Origin of the sequence: Streptomyces sp. NBC_00523 (assembly GCF_036346615.1) — a bacterium.
Lineage (GTDB): Bacteria > Actinomycetota > Actinomycetes > Streptomycetales > Streptomycetaceae > Streptomyces.
The window spans coordinates 6,144,613-6,167,170 of record NZ_CP107836.1 but is presented as its reverse complement, the minus strand read 5'-3'; the positions used below and the strand labels follow the sequence as shown (position 1 = coordinate 6,167,170).

The 22,558-nt window shown below is 73.8% G+C and carries 19 protein-coding genes; 7 read left to right on the top strand and 12 right to left on the bottom strand.

From position 1 onward, the window contains the following. Positions 1–14 precede the first annotated feature (14 nt). Positions 15–1,079: an S-methyl thiohydantoin desulfurase domain-containing protein gene (locus tag OHS17_RS27995; protein ID WP_330314374.1), complete on the top strand. Its 1,065-nt coding sequence runs from the start codon at positions 15–17 to the stop codon at positions 1,077–1,079. Continuing rightward, positions 1,072–2,526 (top strand): M20/M25/M40 family metallo-hydrolase, encoded by a 1,455-nt coding sequence (locus OHS17_RS27990; protein ID WP_330314373.1) that lies wholly within the window; start codon positions 1,072–1,074, stop codon positions 2,524–2,526. The genes OHS17_RS27995 and OHS17_RS27990 overlap by 8 nt, the downstream gene beginning before the upstream one ends. 7 nt (positions 2,527–2,533) lie before the next feature. Here the strand turns inward: OHS17_RS27990 and OHS17_RS27985 are convergent, their stop codons facing one another. The 6 genes from OHS17_RS27985 to OHS17_RS27960 form a co-directional block, all read right to left on the bottom strand. Then, the gene (locus tag OHS17_RS27985) at positions 2,534–3,133 is read right to left on the bottom strand and encodes a class F sortase (protein WP_330314372.1); all 600 of its coding nucleotides are present in this window, start codon (positions 3,131–3,133) and stop codon (positions 2,534–2,536) included. A gap of 49 nt (positions 3,134–3,182) precedes the next feature. Beyond that, complete coding sequence (locus tag OHS17_RS27980) at positions 3,183–3,851, bottom strand: hypothetical protein (protein ID WP_330314371.1); 669 nt, start codon at positions 3,849–3,851, stop codon at positions 3,183–3,185. Positions 3,852–4,057: 206 nt separating this feature from the next. After that, positions 4,058–4,918 carry an ABC transporter ATP-binding protein gene (locus OHS17_RS27975; RefSeq protein ID WP_330314370.1) on the bottom strand — a complete coding sequence of 287 codons (861 nt, stop codon included), beginning with the start codon at positions 4,916–4,918 and terminating at the stop codon, positions 4,058–4,060. Further along, positions 4,915–6,651, bottom strand: a complete 1,737-nt coding sequence (locus tag OHS17_RS27970) for a dipeptide/oligopeptide/nickel ABC transporter permease/ATP-binding protein (protein WP_330314369.1) — start codon at positions 6,649–6,651, stop codon at positions 4,915–4,917. The genes OHS17_RS27975 and OHS17_RS27970 overlap by 4 nt, the downstream gene beginning before the upstream one ends. Continuing rightward, positions 6,648–7,589 (bottom strand): ABC transporter permease, encoded by a 942-nt coding sequence (locus OHS17_RS27965; RefSeq protein ID WP_018100464.1) that lies wholly within the window; start codon positions 7,587–7,589, stop codon positions 6,648–6,650. Before OHS17_RS27965 ends, OHS17_RS27970 begins: the two co-directional genes overlap by 4 nt. A gap of 28 nt (positions 7,590–7,617) precedes the next feature. Next, on the bottom strand, positions 7,618–9,153 hold the full coding sequence (locus tag OHS17_RS27960) for an ABC transporter substrate-binding protein (protein ID WP_330314368.1): 1,536 nt from the start codon (positions 9,151–9,153) through the stop codon (positions 7,618–7,620). A gap of 156 nt (positions 9,154–9,309) precedes the next feature. Between OHS17_RS27960 and OHS17_RS27955 the strand changes: the two genes are divergently transcribed. Next, positions 9,310–9,942, top strand: coding sequence for a TetR/AcrR family transcriptional regulator (locus OHS17_RS27955; protein WP_330314367.1), 633 nt, complete (start codon positions 9,310–9,312; stop codon positions 9,940–9,942). Between the two features lie 4 nt (positions 9,943–9,946). Here the strand turns inward: OHS17_RS27955 and OHS17_RS27950 are convergent, their stop codons facing one another. Then, entirely contained in the window at positions 9,947–10,867 is a 921-nt protein-coding gene (locus OHS17_RS27950) for an SGNH/GDSL hydrolase family protein (RefSeq protein WP_330314366.1), read from the bottom strand. 325 nt (positions 10,868–11,192) lie between these two features. Here OHS17_RS27950 and OHS17_RS27945 point away from each other — a divergent pair, with 325 nt between their 5' ends. Together OHS17_RS27945 and OHS17_RS27940 are read left to right on the top strand one after the other, a co-directional pair. Continuing rightward, positions 11,193–13,487, top strand: a complete 2,295-nt coding sequence (locus tag OHS17_RS27945) for a glycoside hydrolase family 3 C-terminal domain-containing protein (RefSeq protein ID WP_330314365.1) — start codon at positions 11,193–11,195, stop codon at positions 13,485–13,487. 1 nt (position 13,488) lies between these two features. Next, positions 13,489–14,664, top strand: a complete 1,176-nt coding sequence (locus tag OHS17_RS27940; RefSeq protein WP_330314364.1) for a serine hydrolase domain-containing protein — start codon at positions 13,489–13,491, stop codon at positions 14,662–14,664. A gap of 55 nt (positions 14,665–14,719) precedes the next feature. Here the strand turns inward: OHS17_RS27940 and OHS17_RS27935 are convergent, their stop codons facing one another. After that, positions 14,720–15,307, bottom strand: coding sequence for a TetR/AcrR family transcriptional regulator (locus tag OHS17_RS27935; RefSeq protein ID WP_330314363.1), 588 nt, complete (start codon positions 15,305–15,307; stop codon positions 14,720–14,722). Between the two features lie 10 nt (positions 15,308–15,317). Further along, positions 15,318–16,613 carry a glycoside hydrolase family 1 protein gene (locus OHS17_RS27930; protein WP_330314362.1) on the bottom strand — a complete coding sequence of 432 codons (1,296 nt, stop codon included), beginning with the start codon at positions 16,611–16,613 and terminating at the stop codon, positions 15,318–15,320. 219 nt (positions 16,614–16,832) lie between these two features. Here OHS17_RS27930 and OHS17_RS27925 point away from each other — a divergent pair, with 219 nt between their 5' ends. Continuing rightward, complete coding sequence (locus OHS17_RS27925) at positions 16,833–18,389, top strand: family 20 glycosylhydrolase (protein ID WP_330314361.1); 1,557 nt, start codon at positions 16,833–16,835, stop codon at positions 18,387–18,389. Between the two features lie 7 nt (positions 18,390–18,396). Here OHS17_RS27925 and OHS17_RS27920 read toward each other — a convergent pair whose 3' ends face one another. Further along, complete coding sequence (locus OHS17_RS27920) at positions 18,397–19,071, bottom strand: ArsR/SmtB family transcription factor (RefSeq protein WP_330314360.1); 675 nt, start codon at positions 19,069–19,071, stop codon at positions 18,397–18,399. A gap of 65 nt (positions 19,072–19,136) precedes the next feature. On the opposite strand from OHS17_RS27920, the gene OHS17_RS27915 reads away from it, so the two are divergent. Continuing rightward, complete coding sequence (locus OHS17_RS27915) at positions 19,137–20,720, top strand: isocitrate lyase/phosphoenolpyruvate mutase family protein (protein WP_330314359.1); 1,584 nt, start codon at positions 19,137–19,139, stop codon at positions 20,718–20,720. Here the strand turns inward: OHS17_RS27915 and OHS17_RS27910 are convergent. Continuing rightward, positions 20,682–21,281, bottom strand: a complete 600-nt coding sequence (locus tag OHS17_RS27910; protein WP_330314358.1) for a hypothetical protein — start codon at positions 21,279–21,281, stop codon at positions 20,682–20,684. The two genes, OHS17_RS27915 and OHS17_RS27910, sit on opposite strands and share 39 nt — an antisense overlap. Positions 21,282–21,294: 13 nt before the next feature. Beyond that, complete coding sequence (locus OHS17_RS27905) at positions 21,295–22,458, bottom strand: ROK family glucokinase (RefSeq protein ID WP_018100476.1); 1,164 nt, start codon at positions 22,456–22,458, stop codon at positions 21,295–21,297. Between the last annotated feature and the right edge of the window lie 100 nt (positions 22,459–22,558).

Sequence of the window (22,558 nt, the reverse complement as noted above, 5' to 3'; positions counted from 1 at the left end):
CCCTGGGAGAACCCGTGAAGCGACAGCTGACCCATGACGACATCCGCGCGGCCGTGTACGGCGGTGCCGTACTCGGCGGAGGCGGCGGCGGCTTCGTGGCGCGGGGGCTGCGCACCGCCGAACTGGCCCTCCAGGTCGGCACGCCCGAGCTGTGGAGCGCCGACGAGTTCGCGGACGCCGATCTGACCGCGACCGTGGCCCTGGTCGGCGCCCCCGCCGCGCCCGACCCGCAGGTGCTGCCGACCCACCTGGTGCGCGCCCTGGAACTGCTGCGCCGCGAGCTGCCGGGCGACCTGGTCGCGCTGCACACCAACGAGAACGGCGCCGAGACCACGATCAACGGCTGGTTCCACTCCGCGCTCACCGGACTGCCCGTCATCGACCTGGCGTGCAACGGCCGCGCGCACCCCTCCAGCCAGATGGGGGCGATGGGCCTGCACCGCCGCGAGGGCTACCGGTCCAGCCAGGGTTACGCGGGCGGCAAGCCGCACGCCTATGTCGAGGGGGCCGTCTCGGGCCGCCTGGACGCGACGTCCAACGTGGTCCGGCGCGCGTCCGTGGAGGCGGGCGGCTGGGTGGGCGTCGCCCGCAACCCGGTCGAGGTCGGCTACGCCGTCCGCAACGGCGCCCCGGGCGCCATCGGCTTCGCGATCGAGCTGGGGCACCGCTTCCTGGCCGACGGACCGGCCGGCGCGGCCGCGCTGCTGGGCGGCGAGATCGCCGCGGCGGGGACCGTCCGCGCGTACCGCTGCGAGCAGCGCGAGGGCCTGGACGTGGGCGTCGCGGTCCTGGACGACGCCGACGGCACCACACTGCACTTCGTCAACGAGTACATGGCGCTCGACCTGGCGGGCGGCCGCCGGGCCGCGTTCCCGGACCTGATCACGACGTTCGACGAGGCGGGGCAGCCGCTCGCCTCCGCCGACGTCGAGGTGGGGAAGCGGATCGAGGTGCTGGTCGCCCCGGCGGAGAACCTGCTGCTGTCCCCGACGATGTACATGCCCGAGGTGTACGCCCCCGTCGAGGCGCTGCTCGGCATCGAGTTCGCGCCCGCCGCGCAGGGGCTCGCCCATGTCTGAGCCGTTCCCCGCGGACCCCGGTCCGGTACGGGAGTTCTGCGACGCGCAGTGGGAGACCGAGGTGCTTCCGCTGGTCCGGGACCACATCCGGGTCCCGGCGGTCAGTCCCGCGTACGACCCGGAGTGGGAGGCCCGCGGGCACCTGGACCGGGCCGTCGACGCGGCGGCGGCCTGGCTGCGCGCGGTGCCGCTGCCCGGCCTGCGCACCGAGGTCCTGCGCGCCCCCGGCCGTACGCCCCTGATCTTCTTCGAGGTCCCCGGCGCGGGCACCCGGTCCGAGGAGACCGTCCTCTTCTACGGCCACCTCGACAAGCAGCCCGAGGGCGAGGGCTGGACGGGGGGCCGTACCGCGTGGGAGCCGTCCTTCGACGGCACCCGGCTGTACGGGCGCGGCGGCGCCGACGACGGGTACGCGCTGCCCGCCTCGGTGACCGCGATCCGGGCCCTGGCCGGACAGGGCGCGTCCCGGCCCCGGTGCGTGGGGGTGTTCGAGGCCGGGGAGGAGTCCGGCAGCCCGGACCTGGACCACTGGTTCGGGGAGCTGGCGGACCAAATCGGCGAGGTGGGCCTCGTGGTCTGCCTGGACTCCGGCGCGGGCGACTACGAACGGCTGTGGCTGGTCACGTCGTTGCGCGGGGCCTGCGGCGGCACGCTCGACGTGCGGGTCCTCGGCGACGGCGCGCACTCCGGGGACGCCGGGGGCGTGGTGCCGTCGTCGTTCCGGGTGCTGCGGCAGCTGCTCGACCGCGTGGAGGACGGGTCGACGGGCATGCTGCGCCCCGCCGTCCTGCACGGCGAGGTGCCCCCGGAGCGCCGGGAGCAGACCCGCGAGGCGGCGGCCCTGCTCGGCGACCGGGTCCAGGAGCGCTTCGACTGGTACGGGGACACCTCGGCCGTGGCCGACGACCCCGGGGAACTGCTGCTGAACCGGGCGTGGCGCCCCAGTCTGGAGGTCACCGGGGCGGACGGGCTGCCCCCGGTGGCCTCGGCCGGCAACGTGCTGCGCCCGCACACCCGGGTGAAGCTGGCGCTGCGGCTGCCGCCGACGGTGGACGCCGCGGCGGCCGTCGCGGAGCTGGGCAGGATCCTGGAGGCGGACCCGCCGTACGGCGCGGCGGTCCGCTTCATGCCCGACCGGGTCCTCGCGGACGGCTGGCAGGCGCCCAACGAGGAGCCGTGGCTGAGTGCCGCGCTCTCCGGGGCGAGCCGGGCCTGCTTCGACGGGGCGGACGTCGCCCGGATCGGGCAGGGCGGCACGATCCCGCTGATGGGGAAGCTGTCCCGGCGGTTCCCCGATGCCCAGTTCCTGGCCTGCGGGGTACTGGGACCGGGGGCCAACGCCCACGGGCCGAACGAGTCGCTGCACGTGCCGTACGCGCGGCGGCTCACCGCGAGCCTGGCCCTGACCCTCAACGCCTTCGCCGTCCGGGAGCGGCGCGCCGGGTGAGGGGGTGTCACACCTTCTTCAATGACGTGAGGTGGGCGAAGACGACGACGTTGGCCGCGTAGCCGTTCTTCTTGTTGAAGCGCCCGCCGCAGGTCATCAGGCGGAGTTCCGGACGGCCGGTGCTGCCGTACACCTTGTCGTCGGGGAACTTGTCCTTCGTGTACGTCTCGACCGCGTCGACCGTGAAGACCGCGGTCTGCTTGTCGGCCCGGGTGACGGTGACCTTGTCGCCCTTGTGCAGGGCGTTGAGGTTGAGGAAGATCGCCGGTCCGGTCTCCGTGTCGCGGTGGCCGACGATCAGCGAGGTGCCCTTCTCGCCGGGTGAGGGCCCGTCGCGGTACCAGCCCACCTCCCTGGGCTTACTCATGGGCGGGGCCCCGAGGTGCCCCTTCTTGTCGAGTCCGAGGCCGGTGACCGGCGCCTCGATGAAGATCGCGGGCACCGCGACCTTCACCGGACGCGACGGGGACAGGGGTGCGTGCGAGACCGGCCGGTCGCCGCCGCCCGCGGCGTCGTTGCCGTGGGCGGCGGCGACCGCATCGTCGGACGAGTCGGAACTCGCCCAGACGATGCCGGTCACCAGCGAGGAGGTCACGCACAACGTCATCGTGAGACGACACGCCCGGCTCGGGCCCCGTCGGCGTCTGCTGCGCGGGTTATGCCTCGTTGCGGGCACGGCGGCGTGCGGCTCGGCGGACCATGATCAGCCCGGCGGCTCCGACGGCGCCGGCCGCCAGCGCGGCGGTGGTGCCGACGTTCGAGTCGCTCTCGGAGCTGACGCCCTCCATGTCCGGGACGCCGCCGCCACCGGCGGGGACACCGCCGGACGGCTGCTCGTAGCCCGACTCGGAGCCCGACGCGGCGGAACCGCGCTCGGCGTTGTTGCCGGACCCGTTGTTACCGGCCGGCTTGGTGCAGTTGACCTTGAACGCCTTGTTCTTCGGGCCGGACGGAACGATCCACACCAGCTGGTACGTGCCCTCGGGGAGCAGGTACTCCTGGCTGCGCGCCGAACCGTTCACCAGGGGAAGGGTGCTGGCGAGGGTGTCCCCCGGGGGAACGGTCGGGGGCTGCGCGGTGATGGTCCACGGCACGGCCGGCATGTCGCCGAAGTTGCTGGCCTGGAGGACGAACTTGCAGACCTCGTTGCCGTCGCCGCCGCGCGCCGCCCAGCCGCCGGGGCGGATGTCGATGTCACCGCTGTCGCCGGGGGCGGCGAAGGCGGCGGAAGCCCCGCCGAGGGTGGCGGCGGCGGCCGCGACCACGGCGGCCGCGACGGTGCCCGCGCGAACGCTGCGGGCACGGACAGAAGCGGAAATACGCATGCTGAACTCCTTCGAGCCGGGATGATTGTCGTACTGATCAATCGATCGACCTAAGAGATGCCATGACGCACGGGATAAATGCCGCGTAACACTCTGAAAAGTGCGACAAGTACCCTGAGTAGCCGATAGCGGTCCGACCCGAAGAGCCCCCCGGACACGCGAACGGGGCGCCCGTGAGCGCCCCGATGCGTCCGTGTCCCCGCAGGTCAGCCCGGTACGGACGCGGCCTCCGCCGCCGCGCGCCGCCTGCGCTGCTCGGCCACGTCCGCCACCGGCGAGGCGAGCAGCAGGGTGCGCGTGTAGGCGTGGCGCGGTGCGGAGGTGACCGTCGCGGCGTCGCCCGTCTCCACGATCTCGCCCCGGTGGATGACCGACACGCGGTGGCTCATGAAGCGGACGACGGCCAGGTCGTGGGAGACGAAGAGGTACGCGACCCCCGTCTCCTCCTGGATCTCCAGCAGCAGGTCGAGCACCGTGCGCTGGGTCGTCAGGTCCAGCGCGGACACCGGCTCGTCGCAGATGACCAGCCGGGGCCGCAGGGCCAGCGCCCGGGCGATCGCGACCCGCTGCCGCTGTCCCCCGGAGAACTCGCGGGGCAGCCGGCCCGCCGCGTCGGACGGCAGATGGACCCGCTCCAGCAGCCCGGCGACCCTCCCCCGGGCCTCCCGCGCCCCCTTCCCCTGCCCGATCAGCGGTTCGGCGAGGGTGTCCCCGATGGTGCGCGACGGGTTCAGGGAGGTGTACGGGTCCTGGAAGATGACCTGGAGGTCGCGGCTGAGGGCCCTGCGGCGGCGCGCGGCGGCGTGCTCGATGCGCTCGCCGTCGAAGGCGATCGTGCCGGAGCGCACCGGGACGAGCCCGAGGACGGCACGCCCGATGGTGGACTTGCCGGAGCCGGACTCGCCGACCAGCCCCAGGGTCTCCCCGGGCCGTACGGAGAGACCGACGCCCTTGAGGACCTCGGTCTCCGGGGCGCGCCGCCCCTTGCCGGGGAAGGAGACCCGGAGGTCCCGCACGGCGAGCAGGGCGTCGGCGGCGGCGTCGGGCGCGGCGTCTGGGGTCTTCATGCGGTGACGGTCCTTGCTTCTCGGGGCTGCCAGGGGGCGCGGGCGGGTGCGTCGTCCAGGACGGCCGCGAGCAGGGTGCGGGTGTACGGGTCCTGGGGCGCGCCGAGGATCTGTTCGGTGGTGCCGGTCTCCACGATGCGGCCGCCGTTCATCACGGCCACCCGGTCGCAGAGGTCGGCGACGACCCCGAGGTTGTGGGTCACCAGGAGGACGCCGAGGCCGCGTTCGTCCCGCAGGCGGCGCAGCAGGGCGAGCACTTCGGCCTGGACGCGGACGTCGAGCGCGGTGGTGGGCTCGTCGGCGATGAGGAGGTCCGGGTCGCAGGACATGGCGCCGGCGATCAGGACGCGCTGGGCCATGCCGCCGGAGATCTCGTGCGGGTAGAGGCGCAGGGTGCGGTCCGGGTCGGGAATCTCGACCAGGCGCAGCAACTCGCGTGCCTTGTCGGCGACTTCCCTGCGGCCGAGTCCGAGGTGGTGGCGTACGGGCTCCATGAGCTGGCTGCCGATGGTGAAGGCGGGGTCGAGATTGCTCATGGGTTCCTGCGGTACGTACGCGAGGGTGCGGCCGCGCAGTGCGCGGTGGTCGCGTTCCCGCAGGCCCGCCGTCTCCCGGCCGTTGACCGTGATGCTGCCGCGCGTGACGCGTCCGCCCTCGGGCAGCAGGCCCAGGACCGAGAAGGCCGTCTGGGTCTTCCCGGAGCCGGACTCCCCGACCAGGCCCACGATTTCGCCGGGGCGCACATCGAGGTCGACGCCGTGCACGACCTCCTTGTCGGTGCCGTCGGGCCGGGCGTAGGCGACGGTGAGGCCGCGCACGGAGAGCAGCGCGGCGCGCGGGGCGGTGGACTCCGCGTCCGGGGCCGGGGTCTCGGCGGGCCCGGTGCGTCGGCGGCGGGCGGGCCGGGGCGCCTGGTCCTCCAGGGCGTCGCGTACGGCTCCGGCGAGCAGGACGAGCGCGCAGTTGGTGAGGCCGAGAGCGAGGCCGGGCCAGAGGATGAGCCGGGGGGCGCGCTGGATGTTCTGGAACGCCTCGTTGAGCATGGCGCCCCAGGTGGCGGACGACCCGCTGCCGACGCCGAGGAATTCAAGGCCTGCCTGGAGGGCGATCGCGATCCCGGCGACCAGGGCGGTCTGGATGATGATGGGGCCGCGTACGACGGTCAGGACGTGGCGGGCGACGATGCGCGTGTCGGAGAGTCCGGAGACCTTCGCGGCGTCCACGTACAACTCGCCCCGGACGTTGGCGACGATGCCGCGCACCAGGCGGAAGAAGCTGGGCGCCACCAGGACGCCGAGCACGATCATCAGCACGTGGACGTCCGGGCCGAGGATGGCGCGGGAGGCGAGCAGCACGACCATGGCGGGCAGGGCCATGACGAGGTTGACCGTCCAGTTGGCGGCCGAGTCGAACCAGCCGCCCCGGTATCCGGCGAAGAGCCCCGCCGGCACACCGAGCACCAGCGCGATGGCGAGGGCGAGCAGCGCGCCGCCCAGCGTGTTGCGGCCGCCGTACAGCACGCGGGCGAGGATGTCGCGCCCCGCCGAGTCCATGCCGAGGGGGTGCCCGCCGCTCGGCCCGGCGAACGCCTCGCCGAGCGACGAGGCGCCCGGGTCCTGCGAGGCGATCACGGGCGCGAGGAGCACGGCCGCGACGACGATCAGGAGCAGGGCGGCGGAGAGCCCGCCGAGGGGGTTGCGCAGGACCCTGCGCAGGGTGCGGCCGGTACTCATGCGACCCTCGCCTTGGGGTTGAGCCAGCCGATCAGGATGTCGACCAGGAGGTTGATCAGGACGACACCGACGACGGTGAGCATGACGAGCGCCATGATCACGGGGATGTCGCCGCGGGTGGTGTAGGTGACGGTCATGGAGCCGATGCCGGGGAGCCCGAAGATCTGCTCCACGAGGACGGCGCCGCCGAGCAGGCCGACGAACTGCATGCCGAGCACGGAGAGCGCGGGCGCCGAGGCGTTGCGCAGGACGTGCTTGAACACGATGCGGGACGCGGGCAGTCCGCGGGCGCGCAGGGTGCGTACGTAGTCCTGCCGCAGGGCGTCGATGACGGCGCCCCGCACCTGCTGCGAGACACCCGCGACGGAGGCCACCGAGAGGGAGAGCACCGGCAGGGTGATGGTGGAGAGCCAGCCGCTGGGCGAGTCGGTGAACCCGGTGTAGCCGATGGCCGGGAACCAGCGGAGCCGTACCGCGAAGACCAGCACCAGGACCAGGGTGAGCAGGAATCCCGGCAGGGCGTACCCGACCACGCCCAGCACCTGGACGAAGCGGTCGGCGGCTCCGCGCCGCACCCCGGCCCACACGCCCAGCAGGAAGGCGAGGACCGTGGTGACGGCGGTGACACCGAGCATCAGGCTGGCCGTGACGGGGAGGCGGTTGCCGACGGCCTGGCCCACGTCCTCACTCGTGAACCAGGAGGTGCCGAGGTCGCCCCGGACGGCGTGGGACAGCCAGGTCCCGTACTGCTGGAGCACCGGGTCGTCCAGGCCCAGCGACGCGTTCTTGGCGTCGATGGCGCTCTGGGACGCGCTCTCGCCGAGCAGTTGCCGGCCCACGTCGATGTGCGGGACGGACAGCAGCAGATAGGTGAGGAAGGAGATCACGACCAGGAGCAGGGCTCCGGAGGCGATCCTGCGGGCGATGAAGTTCAGCATGACACTCGGTATCCGTCGGCGCGGGGCGCTACTTGGCGGGCGCGTAGTTGTAGATCGAGGGGACGGCCATACCGGACTGCGGCGCGATCCTCACGGTGCCGTCCGAGACGTGCAGGTAGCTCATCCGGTAGAACGGGACGAACCACGCCTCCTCGACCAGGTGTTGGTTCAGTTCGCGGGCGGCCGACTTCGCCTCGGCCTCGCTGCCGGCCTTGAGCGCGGGCAGCAGCATCCGCGTCACCTTGTCCGTGGTGCCGAACATGTTGAACGCGCCCGGGGTGACGAGCTCGTCGGCCGCCGCCCAGTCCGAGGTGGACTGGCCCATGTTCATGACCATGCCGGAGTACTGGCGGTCCTTGAACACCTTCTGGACGGCCGAGGCGCCGTCGAGGGTGTCCCAGACCAGCTTCACGCCGATGGCCTTGAAGTCGGACTGGAGCGAGGCGGCGAGCGCGTCGTTGACGATCGCCGTGATCCTCGGCAGCTTCAGCGTGAAGCCGTCTCCGTAACCGGCCTGCTTGAGCAGGGACTTGGCCTTGGCGGGGTCGTGCGCGTAATAGGTGTCCAGCTTCTTGTCGTACGCCTGGGTCTCGGGGCCGAAGACCTGCGACGTGGTCCGGCCGCGGTTCTGGCGGATGCGGTCGAGCATGGTGTCGCGGTCGACGGCGTAGTTGAGCGCCTGCCGCACGCGCGGGTCGCGCAGGGCGGGGGTGATCTTGCCGTCGCGGTCGAAGAGCAGCAGGCCCTGGAAGTCGAACTCCTGCTTCTCCGTCTTGACCTTCGGGTCGGACTCGATGGCGATCTGCTGGTCGGAGGTCTGCAGCAGCGCCGCGTTGATCTGCCCGGTCTTGAGGCCGTTGGTGATGGCGGTCTCGTTGTCGAAGAAGCTGATGTTGATGTTCTTGTACGGGAGTTCCTTGCCCCAGTAGTCGGCGTTGCGACTGTAGGACCACTTGGTGCCGACGGTGGTCCGCGTCTTGTCGAGGCGGTAGGGGCCGGTGCCGTCCGGGGTGGTCTTGAGGCTGTCGCCCTTCGCGAACTGTCCGGGATTGGCCATCAGGCCGGGCGCGTCGCTGAGGTAGAACTCCATCGCCGGGTTGGGCTGCTTGAGCTTCAGCGTGACGTGGGTGGCGTCGGTGACGTCGACGGCCTCCAGGTCGTTCAGCCACTTCGCTGAGGCGCCGCCGCCCTTCTGGAAGCGCTCCAGGTTCGCCTTGACCGCCGCGCCGTCGAAGGCGGTGCCGTCGGCGAACTGCACGTCCTTGCGCAGGGTCAGCGCGAGCGCGGTGTGCTCCTTGTTGTACGTCCACTCCGTGGCGAGCATCGGGCTGAAGGTGCCGTCGGGCTCGCGCTTGATGAGGGTGTCGTACACCGCCTGGAAGTACGGCAGGGCGCTGCCGGTGGCGACGGCGGGGTCCAGGCTCTGCGGGAGGGTCATCGTCGCGATGTTCAGCGTGGACGATCCGGCGCCCGCGGTGCCGCCGTGGTCGCCGGCGCATCCGGCGAGGGCGAGCGAGGCCGCGACGCAGGCGGCGACCGTCGCGGTTCGGGCAGTTCTGCTCATGTCTTTCGCTCCGTCTGGAGAGCCGGGGGCACCGCCCCGGCGAAGATTGCCGGTGAGCCTACACACGGAATTAACCACTTGGTAGGTTTTTGCTCGGTGGAATTAACCAGCCGGTAAGTTCTGCTGGACGAGACCCGATCGCGGCAGGAGACCGAAGTGACCGAGACCGCGCCCGAGGCGCCCCGGCGGCTGTCGAAGGGCGAGCGCACCCGCGCCCGCATCCTGGAATCCGCGGCCGAGCTGTTCGCCCGCTCCGGTTTCCTCGCGGTCTCGCTGCGCGACATCGCCGCCCATGCCGGGCTCACCCACGCCGGGGTGCTGCACCACTTCCCCGGCAAGGAGGCCCTGCTCCTGGACGTGCTGAGCCGCCGCGACGAGCTGGACGCGCGCCGCCTCTTCCCCACCGTGCTGGACCCGGGCGAACCGGAGCCGGAGCCCGCCGAGCGGCTGCGCCTGCTGCTCGGCGTGGTCGACCGCAACGCCCGGACGCCGGGCCTGGTCGCGCTGTACGCGAAGCTGTCGGCGGAGGCGTCCGATCCGGACCACCCCGCCCACGGATACTTCGTACGGCGCTACCAGGTCCTGCGCCGCGAGCTGACCGGCCTGCTGGCGGAGCTGTTCGCGGCGGGCGGCGTCCGGGAGGACCCGGCCGCCGTGGCGCAGCAGCTGCTGGCCCTGATGGACGGGCTCCAGACGCAGTGGCTCCTCGACCCGGACGCGGTCGACATGGCGGAGCAGGTCCGCGCCTTCCTCCGCCGCTGCGGCGTGGCGGCGGAGGGGCGGGGCTGAGGCGTCAGTGACCGAGGGCGGCGAGGACGGCATCGGCCGTGCTCCTGTGTCCGGAGGCGTTCGGGTGGAAGCCGGCGCCCTCGGCCGAGTCGGCCGGTTCGATCCAGCGCACCCCCGCGGCCTGGCAGGCGTCGTGCCCGACGGACGGGCCGTAGGTGTCGACGTACCCCGCGCCGCGCGTCCCGGCCCGTTGCGCCATCATCGCGTCGAGCTGCTTCTCCTTGTCCCGGACCCAGCCGAAGTCGCCTTCGGCGAGCGGGACCGTGGCGCGGCAGGAGCTGCCGTCGTCGGGCATCAGCGACGGGTAGCCGACGACGAGGACCCGGGCCTGCGGCGAGCGGGCGCGGATCGCGTCGAGCACCGCGTCGAGCTTCGGCGCGGTGGCGTTGATCCGGGAGCCGATCTCGTCCGTGCCGAACAGGGTGAAGCTGCTCTTGCAGGGCGAGCCGTGCGGGGCGAGGTAGCCGACCAGAACGCACCGGGTGATGACCCCGGCCAGGTCGAGGTCGTTGCCGCCGATCCCGAGGGTGACCAGGGTGGTGTCGGGGCGCAGCGCGTCGAGCTGGGGCGCCACGGTGTCCTGGGGTCCCGCCATGTGGGTGGTGTCGGCCCCGGCGCAGGTGACGTCGGCGAACGACGCGGCGCCCACCGCGGCGGCCACGAGCGAGGGGTAGTTGCGGTCGGAGCGGCCGCAGACGGTGTCGGTCTGCTGCGGGATGCCGAGCCCGGAGCTGTACGAGTCGCCGAGCGCCACGTACCGGACGGGCTCGCCGGACGCCGGAGCGGCCGGGGCGGCGACGCCGGGGGTCGCGGCGGCCGCCAGCAGGGCGACGGCCGCCGCCGCCGCGAGGGCCAGACGCGGGGCGCGGGCCGGGTGGTCCGCCTCTCGGAGCGCGGGGGTGGTCGACCGACCGGATACCGACATGACCGTTCCTCGATTCGTAGGAGTGCGGGGCGATTCATGGGAGTGCGGGGCCGATGAAGCGGTCGGCAGCAGGGAACTCATCGGAGCGGACCGCCCGAGCTCGAAAACCGTACGGTGATCGGTTTCTAGCCGTCAAGAGTCGCGTCCGAAATGAAATCCGGCGGGTCGAGGAGGTCCCGCACGCCGCGCGCGGGGACCCTTGACACTGAAAACCGATCACCATACGTTTTTGGGTCGCATGCCGTCTTGCCCCGATTCGCTCCGCCGGACGGCCACGGCCCGCCCCTCGCCCCGCCCCCCTCACGGAAGCCCGACAGGTATTCGTATGACTCAGCGATCCACTCCCCGCCCCTCCCCCGCCACCGCCCTCCCGCTCGCCGAGAAGGCCGCCCTGACCAGCGGTTCCGGGGACTTCGTCAGCGAGGGGTCCGAGGCGGCGGGGCTGCCCGCCGTCCGGATGTCCGACGGCCCGCACGGGCTGCGGCTGCCCCGGGAGACCGGCGACGGCGGCCAGCTCGACCTGCACAGCGCGGCGCCGGCCACCTGCTTCCCGCCCGCCGTCGCCCTCGGCAGCAGCTGGAATCCGGAACTGGCCGAGGAGGTCGCCGCCGCCATCGCGGCCGAGGCCGTGGCGCACGGTGTGCACGTGGTGCTGGGGCCGGGCATCAACATCAAGCGGTCACCGCTGTGCGGCCGGAACTTCGAGTACTTCTCCGAGGACCCGCTGGTCTCGTCGGAGCTGGGCGGCGCGATGGTGCGCGGTCTCCAGAACGCCGGGGTCGGGGCCTCGCTCAAGCACTACGCGGCCAACAACCAGGAGACCGACCGGATGCGGGTGAGCGCCGACATCGACGAGCGCCCGCTGCGCGAGATCTATCTGCGCGCCTTCGAGCGCGTCGTCCGCCGCGACAACCCCTGGTCCGTCATGGCCTCCTACAACGGCGTCAACGGCGTGCCCGTGGCGCAGCACACCCGCCTGCTCACCGAGATCCTGCGCGACGAGTGGGACTTCGACGGGATCGTCGTCTCCGACTGGGGCGCGGTACGCGACCGGGTCGCCGCCCTCCGCGCCGGCCTCGACCTCCAGATGCCGGGCCCCGGCGGGCACACGGACCGCGAGGTGGCCGCCGCCGTGGAGTCCGGCGCGCTGGACGAGGCGGTGCTCGACCGGACCGTGGAACGCCTCGCCCTCTTCGCCGACCGCGCGACCGGCGGCACCGGGGCGCCCGCCACCTTCGACGCGGACGCCTCGCACCGCGTCGCCGGGCGGGCCGCCGACCAGTGCGTGGTGCTCCTGAAGAACGACGACGCGCTGCTGCCGCTGGACCCGGCGCGCGGCAGCCTGGCGGTCATCGGCGAGTTCGCCCGTACGCCCCGCTTCCAGGGCGCGGGCAGCTCGCAGGTCACCCCGACCCGGCTCGACGTCCCGTTGGACAGCCTGCGCGAGCTGGCGACGGGCGCGGAGGTGCGGTTCGCCGCCGGGTACGCGCTGCCGGGCGCGGAGGACGGGCCGTCGGACGCCGAACTGGCCGAGGAGGCGGTGCGGCTGGCGGAGTCGTCGGACACGGCGGTGCTGTTCCTCGGCCTCCCGGCGCAGGACGAGTCCGAGGGCTTCGACCGCGACCACCTGGACCTGCCCGCCGCCCAGACCGAGCTGCTGCGGCGGGTCCTGGACGTCAACCCGCGCGCGGTCGTGGTGCTGTCCAACGGCGGCGTGGTCCGCACCGTGCCCTGGCAGGACCGGGTGCCCGCGCTCGTGGAGGGGTGGCTGCTCGGCCAGGCGGGCGGCGGCGCGCTCGCCCGCGTCCTGTTCGGCGCGGTCAACCCGTCCGGGAAGCTGACGGAGACCGTCCCGCTGCGCCTGGAGGACTCCCCGAGCCACCTCTCGTTCCCCGGCGAGGAGGGCCGGGCCCGGTACGGCGAGGGGATCTTCGTCGGGTACCGGGGGTACGACGCGCAGCGCCGCGAGGTCGCGTTCCCGTTCGGCCACGGCCTGTCGTACACGACGTTCGGCTACGCGGGCCTGACCGTACGGGAGGACGGGGACGGCTTCCTCGTCACGCTGACCGTCACCAACACCGGCACGGTCGCCGGGCGCGAGATCGTGCAGCTGTACGTGGGCGGGCCGGAAGGTTCACGCGTCCTGCGGCCGGTGCGCGAACTGCGGGGCTTCGCCTCGGTGTCCCTGGAGCCGGGCGCGAGCGCCGAGGTGGCGGTCCGCGTGGCACGGCACGATCTGGCGTACTTCAGCGAACGGGAGGGCGGCTGGAAGGTCGAGGGCGGCCGCTACCGCTTCGAGGCCGGTGCCTCCTCGCGCGACCTCCGCGCCGGGGTGGAGATTGAGGTGGCGGGCGACCCCTCGGGGCTGCGGCTGACCGGCCGGAACACCCTCGCCGAGTGGTTCGAGCACCCGGTGGGCGGTCCGCTGCTGATGGAGGCGTTCGCGAAGGCCCGTACGGACGAGTCCGCGAGCGCGCTCGCCGATCCCATGATGCTGCGGTTCCTCGCCGGTGTGCCGCTCGACGTGATCTGCGAGTTCCCGCAGAGCCCGCTGTCCCCCGAGAGCCTGCCCGCCCTGGCGGACGAGGTGGAGGCGCGCTCGGAACAGCGGGAGGGCTGAGATGGTCACCGGCCGGGTGGCGCCCGGCTGGGAGCCCGTCCGCGACGCCTTCGTACGCGGCTGCGCCGACGACCCCGGCGCCGCGCAGCTGGCCGTCCACCACCACGGGCGCCCGGTGGTCGATCTGGCCTCCGGACCGCCGGACTTCGGGACCGATTCGGTCGGCGTGCTGATGTCCGTGACCAAGGGCCTCGTCGCGGTCTGCGCCCATCTGCTGAGCGAGCGGGGCGCCCTGGATCTGGACGCGCCCGTGGCCCGCTACTGGCCGGAGTTCGCCGCCGCGGGGAAGGCCGGGACGACGGTGGCCGACCTCCTCACGCACCGGGCCGGGCTGCCCGCGTTCTCGGCCGATCCGGCGGGGTGCGGGCTGCCCGGGCTGTTCGACCGGGAGGCCCTGCTGGGCGCCCTGGCGGCGATGCGGCCGGTGTGGGAGCCGGGCACGGCGTGCCTGTACCACGCGCTGACGTACGGCCACCTGGTCGGCGAGGTGGTGCGGCGGGTGAGCGGGCGGAGCGTCGGCGCGTTCTTCGCCGACGAGGTGGCGGGGCCCCTGGGGCTCGACCTGTGGATCGGGCTGCCGGTGGAGGAGGAGCACCGGTTCGCCCCGCAGTTCTCCGTACGCCCCGATCCCTCGCCGGAGCAGGTCGCCGGATTCCTCGCAGGGCTGGGGCTCGCCCCGGACGCGCCGCTCTCGACGGCGCTCCGGGCGTCGCAGGCGGAGGTGGCGGCGGCGGTCCGCGGTCTCGCGACCCGCGAGGGCCGTGCGGCCGAGCTGCCCGGCGCCGGCGGGATCGGCAACGCCCGGTCGCTGTCCCGGATGTACGCGGCGCTGATCGGCCCGGTGGACGGGGTGCGGCTGCTGTCCCCGGCGACGCTGGAACGGGCGGTCGCCCCGCGCGACGACGTGCCGCCCCCGCCCCCGCTCGACGGCGGGGACCCCGCGGGCCGGTCCCGCTTCGGGCTCGGCTTCGAGCTGCCCCGGAAGGGGCTGCCGATGCTGGGCGAGGGCGCGTTCGGGCACGCGGGGGCGGGCGGACGGCTGGGCATGGCCGACCCCCGCAGCGGTCTCGCCGTGGGGTACGTGTGCACGGCGATGGCCTGGGAGCCCGCGGCCGGAACCGATCCGCGCTGGACGGACTGGACGGAGGCGGTGACCGCGACGGCGGCGGCGCTCTGACCCGTACGGGAAACGCTGAAGGGGCGGCGCGCGGGCGCCGCCCCTTCAGTGCTGCTCAGGCCCCTTCCGGCGCCGGACGCGGGTCGAGAACGGCGAGCAGGTCCTCGATGGGCTGCTCCATGTCCGTGGAGCGGTCGATCAGCCATTGCAGCTGGATGCCGTCGGCCACGGCGACCAGGAGCACGGCCAGCCGCTCCGGGGGGATCGCGGAGCTGATCCGCCCCTCCGCGACGCCCTCCCGGACGAAGTCGGCGACGCGTTCGCGCACCACCGGGTAGCGCTCGGCGAAGTGGGCGTGGGCGGGGTGGGCCGGGTCGCTGGCGGCGGCGGCCATCGAGACGAACAGCTCGACCAGGCCGGGGGTCTTCGCGCCCTCCCGGATGATCTCGCGGTAGCCGTGCGGATCGGAGCGCTCCGCCTGCCGCACCCGCGCGGTCTCGTCACGCATCCGCAGGACCTGGGTGAGCAGGTCCTCCTTGGAGTCGAAGTAGTGCATCAGACCGGGCAGGCTGAGGCTGCACTTCGCCGCCACCTTCCGCAGGGAGGTACCCCGGTACCCCTCGGCGGCAAAGATCTCCAGAGCCGCGTGCAGGATCTCGCTGCGCTTGGCCTCGCCCTTCTCGTACGGGCCCCGTTTCGCCATGCCGGTCACCCTAACGCGAGGAGGGTGCGGTCACCGACCCGAGCGGGGCCCCGGCGGGCAGCCGCCGGTCCCGGGACAGGGCGCCCAGCCGGCGCGCCGACTCCTTGGGCGTCCGGGCGAAGGTGTCGCGGTCGACCGCGATCAGCCCGAACGTCGGCCGGTAGCTCCCCCACTCGTAGTTGTCGAGGGCGCTCCAGTGCAGATAGCCGCGTACGTCGACGCCGTCGGCCATCGCCTCGGCGAGGCTCACCAGGGCGCGGGTGGTGTAGGCGATGCGGCGCTCGTCGTCGTCCGTGGCGATGCCGTTCTCGGTGACCAGGATGGGCACGTGCGGGCCGACGACCTCCGCCGTGTGCCGCACCGCTTCCCCGAGCGCCTCGGGGTAGAACTCCCAGCCGGTGAGCGTCAGTTCGGCGCCCGGGGGCGGGGGCAGGGTGCCGTCGGGGCCGATGCGGTGCCGGGTGTACGCCTGGACGCCGATCCAGTCGTCCTCGCGGGCGGCCTCCAGGAAGACGTCCTCGCGGGGCCGGGCGTAGGCGGCCGCGGCGGACTCGCAGCCCGGCTCGGGCTGGTAGACCTGGTTGGCCACGGTCCAGCCGACCTGGACACCGGGCACGGTCTCCTTCAGCGCGGCGGTGGCGGCCCGGTGGGCGCCGATCAGGGCTCGGATGACCTCGGGGTCCGGGACGAAGGAGGCCGGGTCGACGGCGGCGGCCCCGGCCTCGCGGGCGGCGTTCGCCCCGTGCGCGACGCTCTCCCAGCCGTGCTCGGCCGCGTGCCGCTTGAGCGCGTACATCAGGGCCATGATGTTGGGCTCGTTGATGGTGGCGACATGGCGGACGCCCTTGCGCAGGATGCCGGCGCAGGTGCGCGCGTACGCCGCGAACAGCTCGTCCGCGCCGGGGGCCGTCCAGCCGCCGAGCTCGCTGAACCACTGGGGCGAGGTGAAGTGGTGGAGGGTCACGACCGGGGTCAGCCCGCGTTCCAGCGCGCCGCGCACCATGGCCCGGTAGTGCGCGAGGGCGGCGCGCGAGATCCGGCCGCGCTCCGGCTCGACGCGGGCCCACTCGATGCTGAAGCGGTAGGAGTCGAAGCCGAGTTCGCGCAGCAGGTCCATGTCCTCGGGCCATCGGTGGAAGCTGTCGGCCGCGTCACCGCTGGGCTCCTGGACGAAGCTTTCGGGGTGGTTCTCCAGGGCCCACCAGTCGCTGGAGACGTTGTTGCCCTCAACTTGGTGGGCCGAGGTCGACGCCCCCATGAGGAAGCCTTCCGGCAGGGCGAAACCGGGTCCGGCCTCGTGCACCATCGGGTTCTCCTTTCGCCCGGAGGCGGGCCGTTCGCCCCCTCCGCAAAAAGCGTTCATTGATCGGTTTTCGTGTTAGCGTACAGGTGGCAGCGGTACGGGAGAAGAGGCGGCCGGTTCGGTCTCACCCCGGGGCCCGCGCCGAATGCCCTGGGGGCCGGACCCGCCGGAACCTGACGCCGCCGCTCCGGCCCCCACCGCGTACGCCTCAGGGAGATGCCCGTGAACGCCGTCATTCCGCACGCCGACGCCCGACCGTCCTCGCCCTCCGGCGCCCTGCCCGCCGCCTGCGCCTGGCACGTACGGGCGGCCGATCCGGCGCTGGCGGAGGTGGCGGAGACCGTACGGGCGCTGCTCGCCCCGCATCTGCCGGACGCGCCGGGCGGAGCACCCCTGGAACTGGTCCTCGGACTGGACGAGTCGGCGTCCGCCCCACCCCTCGGCGTCTCCCCCGACGGCGGCACGGACCCCGTGGACGAGGGCTACCGGCTCCGCGTGGACGCCGACGGCATCACCTGTCACGGCCGCGCCCCGGCCGGGGTGTTCCGGGGCGCGACGACGGCCCTCCAGCTCATCGCCACCGGTCAACTCCCGTACCAGGACCTGGCGGACGCCCCCCGCTACGCCTGGCGCGGGCTCATGGTCGACCCGGCCCGCAGCTTCCTCACCCCGGACGAGGTGCGCCGGATCATCGACCTCGCCGCGCTCTACAAGCTCAACGTCCTGCACCTCCACCTCACCGACAACGAGGGCTGGCGCATCGAACTGCCCGGCACCCCGGCGCTGACGGCCCCGGGCGCGGAGTTCTACACGGCGGCCGAGTACCGGGAGCTTCAGGAGTACGCGGCCCGGCGGTTCGTCACCGTCGTCCCCGAGATCGACCTGCCGGGCCACTGCGCGACGCTCCGGGCCGCCGTCCCCGGACTGCCCCCGGCCCCCGCCCCGGCCGGGCTCGCGGACCGCTTCCCGTTCGTACCGCCGCTGGACCTGACCGATGAGGCGACCCGCGCCGCCGTCGCCCGCGTCCTCACCGAGGTCTGCGCGCTGACGACCGGCCCCTACGTGCACATCGGCGCCGACGAGGCGTTCGGCGCGACGCCGGAGAGCTTCGACGCCTCCGTACGCGAACTGCGCGCGCTCGTCCGCGCGCTGGGCAAGCGCCCGGTGGCCTGGCAGGAGTCCTCACGCGCCGGGATCGAGCCCGGGGACATCGCGCAGTACTGGGTGGACGTGGAGATGATGGACCTCCCGGACACGGCGGAGGAGCTGGCCGCCCGGCCCGAACTCGTGGCCGCGGGGCGGACCATGGAGATCATCGCGGCGCTGAAGAAGTTCTTCGCCCCCACCGACGACGACCTCCACCGCACCGTCGAGGGCGGCGGGCGCGTGCTGCTCTCCCCGCAGTCGCACCTCTACCTGGACCGCCCGTACGCAACGGAGTTCGCCCCGCCCGAGCAGGCCGCCGAGGCCGCCCGGCTCGGCTTCGACGGCTACCGCCCGCTGGGCGTCCGGCACACGGCGGCCTGGGACCCGGGCGCCTACGCGATCCCGGACGCGAACGTGGCGGGCGTGGAGGCCACGGTCTTCGCCGAGCGGTTCAAGGGCTTCGAGGACGTCTCCGTACTCCTGCTGCCCCGGCTGGCCTCGGTCGCGGAGGCGGCCTGGTGCGGGCGGGCGCCGGAATGGGCCGAATACCGCGAGCGCCTGGCCCACCACGGCCACGTCTGGGCCGACCGGGGCCTGCCCTACTTCGCCTCCACGGAGGTGGACTGGCGCTGAGCGCGGCTCACGCCTCCACCCCCAGCAGCTCCCCGAACGCCCTGCTGCCCTCCGGCGTCACCTTCACCGCGCGCCCCGAGCCGACGCGCCGGACCCAGCCGCGGTCCAGGGCCGCCGTGCACAGCGCCGCGCCCAGGGCTCCGGCGAGGTGGGAGCGACGCTCGGTCCAGTCCAGGCAGGTGCGGACGAGGGGGCGGCGGGCGCCTGCGGGCTGCCGGTAGTCCAGGGTGTCGGTCAGCCAGGTGCGGCCCGCCGGGGTGACGGCGATCCCGGAGCCGGTGTCGACCAGGCCGCGCGCGGTCATCGCGTCCGCCAGGGCCACGCCGAGGCGCCCCGCCAGATGGTCGTAGCAGGTGCGCGCCCGGGCCTCGGCGTCCTGGCGGACCGAGGCGCGCAGGGTGCGCGGGCGGGAGGTGCCGGGGGCGTACGCGGCGAGCGCCTCGGTGAGCGCGGCCGCCTCCGGGCCCGCGAGCCGGACATAGCGGTGCCGCCCCTGGCGCTCCTCGGCCAGCAGCCCGCCGGAGACGAGGCGGGAGAGCTGCTCGCTGGCGGTGGACGCGCTCACGCCCACGTGCCGGGCGAGCTCGCCGGACGTCCAGGCCCGCCCGTCGAGCAGCGCCTCGCAGAAGGCGGCGCGGGTGCGGTCGGCGAAGAGGGCGGCGGTGTCGGCGAGTGAGGACATGCCTCCATGGTGGCGCAGGGACGGTTCGGCGGGGTCCGAAGTGTTCCGGGCCTACGGTCGGAGCCATGAGCCACGCGACCACCCATGAGTTCAGTCAGTACGCGGAGGTCCTGGCGGCCCTCGCCGATCCCGCGCTCGTCCCTCCGGGGCCCGGCCCCTTCGAAGGACCGCCCGGCGCGAGTGTCGCCTGGTTGCGGGCCACGGTGGCGAGGTTCGCGTCGGGTGAGCCGCACCGGCGGCGCCGGGCCCTCGTGGAGGCCGAGCTCGCCCGGCTCGCCCCGGCCGATCTGCACCGGGCGGCCTCGGCGTCGGCTTCCGGGGAGGGCGATCCGCGGACGCGGGTGGTGCGCGGCCTGGCCGCCGCCCTGGACATGCCGGAGCCGGAGCGGGTCGCCCGGGAGGTGGCGGTGGTGGCGGACGCGTACTTCGGCGAGGACGGCAGGGCCGGGGCCGACCGGGCCGTCGCCCGGCTGGTGGACCTGCTCGCGCCGGGCCCGGTGGACGAGGCCGGGCTGGAGGCCGTCGCCAACCGCATCGGGCTCCTGGCCCAGGCGTGCGCCGCGACCGCCGCGCTGGCCGGGTCCGTCGTGGCGGCCGGGTCCGGGGCTCCGACGGCCCGGGTGCTGCGGGACGATCCGCCGGTGCGGGTCATGCGCCGGGTCGCCGCGCGGGCCACCCGGATCGCCGGACGGGACATCGCCGAGGGCGACGCGGTGGCCCTCGACCTGGTGGCCGCCCAGCAGGGCCACCCCGCCCCGCTCACCTTCGGCGCGCCGCCCCGGGTCTGCCCGGGCAGGGCGCACGCCCTCGCGCTGACGGAGGGGCTGCTCGGGCGGCCGATGACCCCGTTCGCCCGCCTCCACCACCAGGGGAGGGCCTTCCTGCTGCCCAACGCCTGGGACTACGCGTCGGCCGCCGCGCTGGCCGCCGAGGGGTTCGGGGCGGTGGGGACCACCAGCCTGGGCGTGGCGGCGGGACTGGGGCTGCCGGACGGGGCCGCGGCGACGAAGGAGGCGACCGTGGACCTGGCCCGGCGGCTCGGGCGCGGGCCGTTCCTGTTCAGCGTGGACGCGGAAGGGGGGTTCAGCGACGACCCGGCGGAGGTCGCCGTGTTCGCGCGGCGGCTGTACGAGGCGGGGGCGGCGGGGATCAATCTGGAGGACGGGCGGGCCGACGGCACCCTCGCCCCGGTGGAGCTGCACGCCGCGAAGATCGCCGCCGTGAAGGAGGCCGCGCCCGGGCTGTTCGTCAACGCCCGCACGGACACGTACTGGCTGGGGCTCGACCGGGAGCGGACGGCCGGCCGTCTCGCGGTCTACGAGCAGGCCGGGGCGGACGGGGTGTTCGTGCCGGGCCTTGCGGACCGGGCGGGGATCGCCGCGCTGACCGCCGCCCTCGTCACCCCGCTGAACGTGCTGTACAACCCGGCCGGACCGGGCATCGCCGAGCTGGGCACCCTGGGGGTGCGCCGGGTCAGCCTGGGCTCGCTGCTGTACCGCGAGGCGCTGACCGGGGCCGTGTCCACGGCGGCCGCGATCCGGGACGGCGGACCGGTGCGGGGCGGGGCACTTGCGTACGCCGAGGTGCAGGCACTGGCGCCGGGCGACGGGTCAGGGGGTGGCGGCGGAGACGACGTACACGACGGGTGACATCGGGTCCGTCATGTCGACGGTGATGTCCTGGGTGGGGCGCGGGTCCTCGTTGGTGTGGGTGGTGCCCGCCCAGGAGACGCCGTCGCCGAAGTACCAGCCCGCGATCTTCGTGTCGCGCGTGCCGATGGTGACCTTGCCGGGCTCCAGGGCGGCGCGCCCGGTGCCGATGTCGGTCAGGAAGGCGTCCAGGCCGTTGGACGTCGTGCGGAACTGCACGTACATCCGGCTGGCCTTCCAGTTGTTCGTCTCGTAGTACTGCACGCCGGTCGCGTACCCGGGGATCGGGACCTCGAAGATGCGGCGCAGCATCTTCGACGGCCAACCGGGCCGCAGGCCTTGCGCGGCGGCCTCGGCGGCCTTGTCCTGGCCGGAGCGGCGGCTCTGGCCCGCCGAGATCAGCAGGTATCCGGCGGGGACGCCGATGAGCAGCACGATGATCGTCGCCGTGATCAGGCGTCGGCGGATCAGATGGCGGCGGCTCTCGGGGGGCCGCCCGTCGCCCTCGTCCGGGGGCGGCGGGGACTGGCGCGGCACGACGGGGTGCTCGGCTGCGGTCATGGGTGTGGGGCCCCTAGGAAGTGCGGGTGTTGCGGTTGCTGCGGAGGGTGCTCGTCGCCTGGTCGTAGATCTGCGCGTACCGCTCGTACCGCTCGACGCGGCGGCGGTTGGTGCGGCGGAAGCGCCGGGCGACCAGCCGGGCGAGGTCCGCCGCGCCGACCATACCGGCCTCCGGGCCGAGCTGCGCCTTCGTGATCCGGGCCTCGGGGCGGTAGCCGCGGCCGGTGAGGTGGCGCTTGAAGGCGTCCCGGGCGGGGCCGATGAGCAGGTCGTCGGCGGCGCTGACCCCGCCGCCGATGACGAAGCAGGAGGGGTCGAGCGCGGCGGCCAGATTGGCGATGCCGACGCCGAGCCACTGGCCGATGTCCTGGAGGAGCTCGACGCACATCGCGTCGCCCTCGCGGGCCAGTTCGGTGATGAGCGGTCCGGTGATGTCCGGGACGTTGCCCTTGACGCGCTCGATGATCCCGTGGGCCACCGGCGAGTCGGCTGCGGCCAGCTCCCGGGCCTCGCGGACCAGCGCGTTGCCGGAGCTGTACTGCTCCCAGCAGCCCCGGTTGCCGCACGGGCAGCGGTGGCCGCCGGGCACGACCTGCATGTGGCCGAACTCACCGGCGACGCCGTACTTGCCGCGCTTGACCTGGCCGTCCTCCAGGATCGCGCCGCCGATGCCGGTACCGAGGGTGATCATGACGAGGTGGTCCTCGCCACGCCCCGCGCCGAAGCGCCACTCGGCCCAGGCGGCGGTGTTGGCGTCGTTGTCCACCATGACGGGGACGACGAGCCGGGAGGCGAGGGCGTCGCGCAGGGGCTCGTCGCGCCAGGCGAGGTGCGGGGCGAAGAGGACCTTGGAGCGGTCCGCGTCGACCCAGCCGGCCGCGCCGATGCCCACCGCGTGCACGTCGTGCCGGTCGGAGAGGTCGAGGACCAGCTCCACGATGGTGTCCTCGACGACCTTCGGGCTCTTGGACTTGTCCGGGGTCTCGGTGCGCACGGTCTCCAGGATCGTGCCGTCGGCATCCACGACACCGGCCATGACCTTGGTGCCGCCGATGTCGATGCCGACGGTGGGGACCCGGGGCGCCGTGAGGTGCGAGCGCCTTTCCCGCGTGCCCACGGTCCGCAGGACGGTCGCGCGGGCGGAGCCGCGGTGTGCGAAGTCGCGGTACGTGCTCATCGTCCCTGAAAGGTGTGGGGTGACCGGGTCAGAAGTGATCCCGGTGGCGGACGGCGCCCGTCCGTCCCGATTCTGCCATTGCCCGGAAGGCGGGGCCGTC

Coding starts and splice junctions, on each gene's coding strand:
- OHS17_RS27960 (WP_330314368.1), bottom strand. CDS start 9,153: ATGAGCAGAACTGCCCGAACCGCGACGGTCGCCGCCTGCGTCGCGGCC.
- OHS17_RS27930 (WP_330314362.1), bottom strand. CDS start 16,613: ATGGTGCACGAGGCCGGACCCGGTTTCGCCCTGCCGGAAGGCTTCCTC.
- OHS17_RS27965 (WP_018100464.1), bottom strand. CDS start 7,589: ATGCTGAACTTCATCGCCCGCAGGATCGCCTCCGGAGCCCTGCTCCTG.
- OHS17_RS27920 (WP_330314360.1), bottom strand. CDS start 19,071: ATGTCCTCACTCGCCGACACCGCCGCCCTCTTCGCCGACCGCACCCGC.
- OHS17_RS27980 (WP_330314371.1), bottom strand. CDS start 3,851: ATGCGTATTTCCGCTTCTGTCCGTGCCCGCAGCGTTCGCGCGGGCACC.
- OHS17_RS27940 (WP_330314364.1), top strand. CDS start 13,489: ATGGTCACCGGCCGGGTGGCGCCCGGCTGGGAGCCCGTCCGCGACGCC.
- OHS17_RS27935 (WP_330314363.1), bottom strand. CDS start 15,307: ATGGCGAAACGGGGCCCGTACGAGAAGGGCGAGGCCAAGCGCAGCGAG.
- OHS17_RS27905 (WP_018100476.1), bottom strand. CDS start 22,458: ATGAGCACGTACCGCGACTTCGCACACCGCGGCTCCGCCCGCGCGACC.
- OHS17_RS27945 (WP_330314365.1), top strand. CDS start 11,193: ATGACTCAGCGATCCACTCCCCGCCCCTCCCCCGCCACCGCCCTCCCG.
- OHS17_RS27970 (WP_330314369.1), bottom strand. CDS start 6,651: ATGAGTACCGGCCGCACCCTGCGCAGGGTCCTGCGCAACCCCCTCGGC.
- OHS17_RS27950 (WP_330314366.1), bottom strand. CDS start 10,867: ATGTCGGTATCCGGTCGGTCGACCACCCCCGCGCTCCGAGAGGCGGAC.
- OHS17_RS27985 (WP_330314372.1), bottom strand. CDS start 3,133: ATGACGTTGTGCGTGACCTCCTCGCTGGTGACCGGCATCGTCTGGGCG.
- OHS17_RS27975 (WP_330314370.1), bottom strand. CDS start 4,918: ATGAAGACCCCAGACGCCGCGCCCGACGCCGCCGCCGACGCCCTGCTC.
- OHS17_RS27915 (WP_330314359.1), top strand. CDS start 19,137: ATGAGCCACGCGACCACCCATGAGTTCAGTCAGTACGCGGAGGTCCTG.
- OHS17_RS27910 (WP_330314358.1), bottom strand. CDS start 21,281: ATGACCGCAGCCGAGCACCCCGTCGTGCCGCGCCAGTCCCCGCCGCCC.
- OHS17_RS27990 (WP_330314373.1), top strand. CDS start 1,072: ATGTCTGAGCCGTTCCCCGCGGACCCCGGTCCGGTACGGGAGTTCTGC.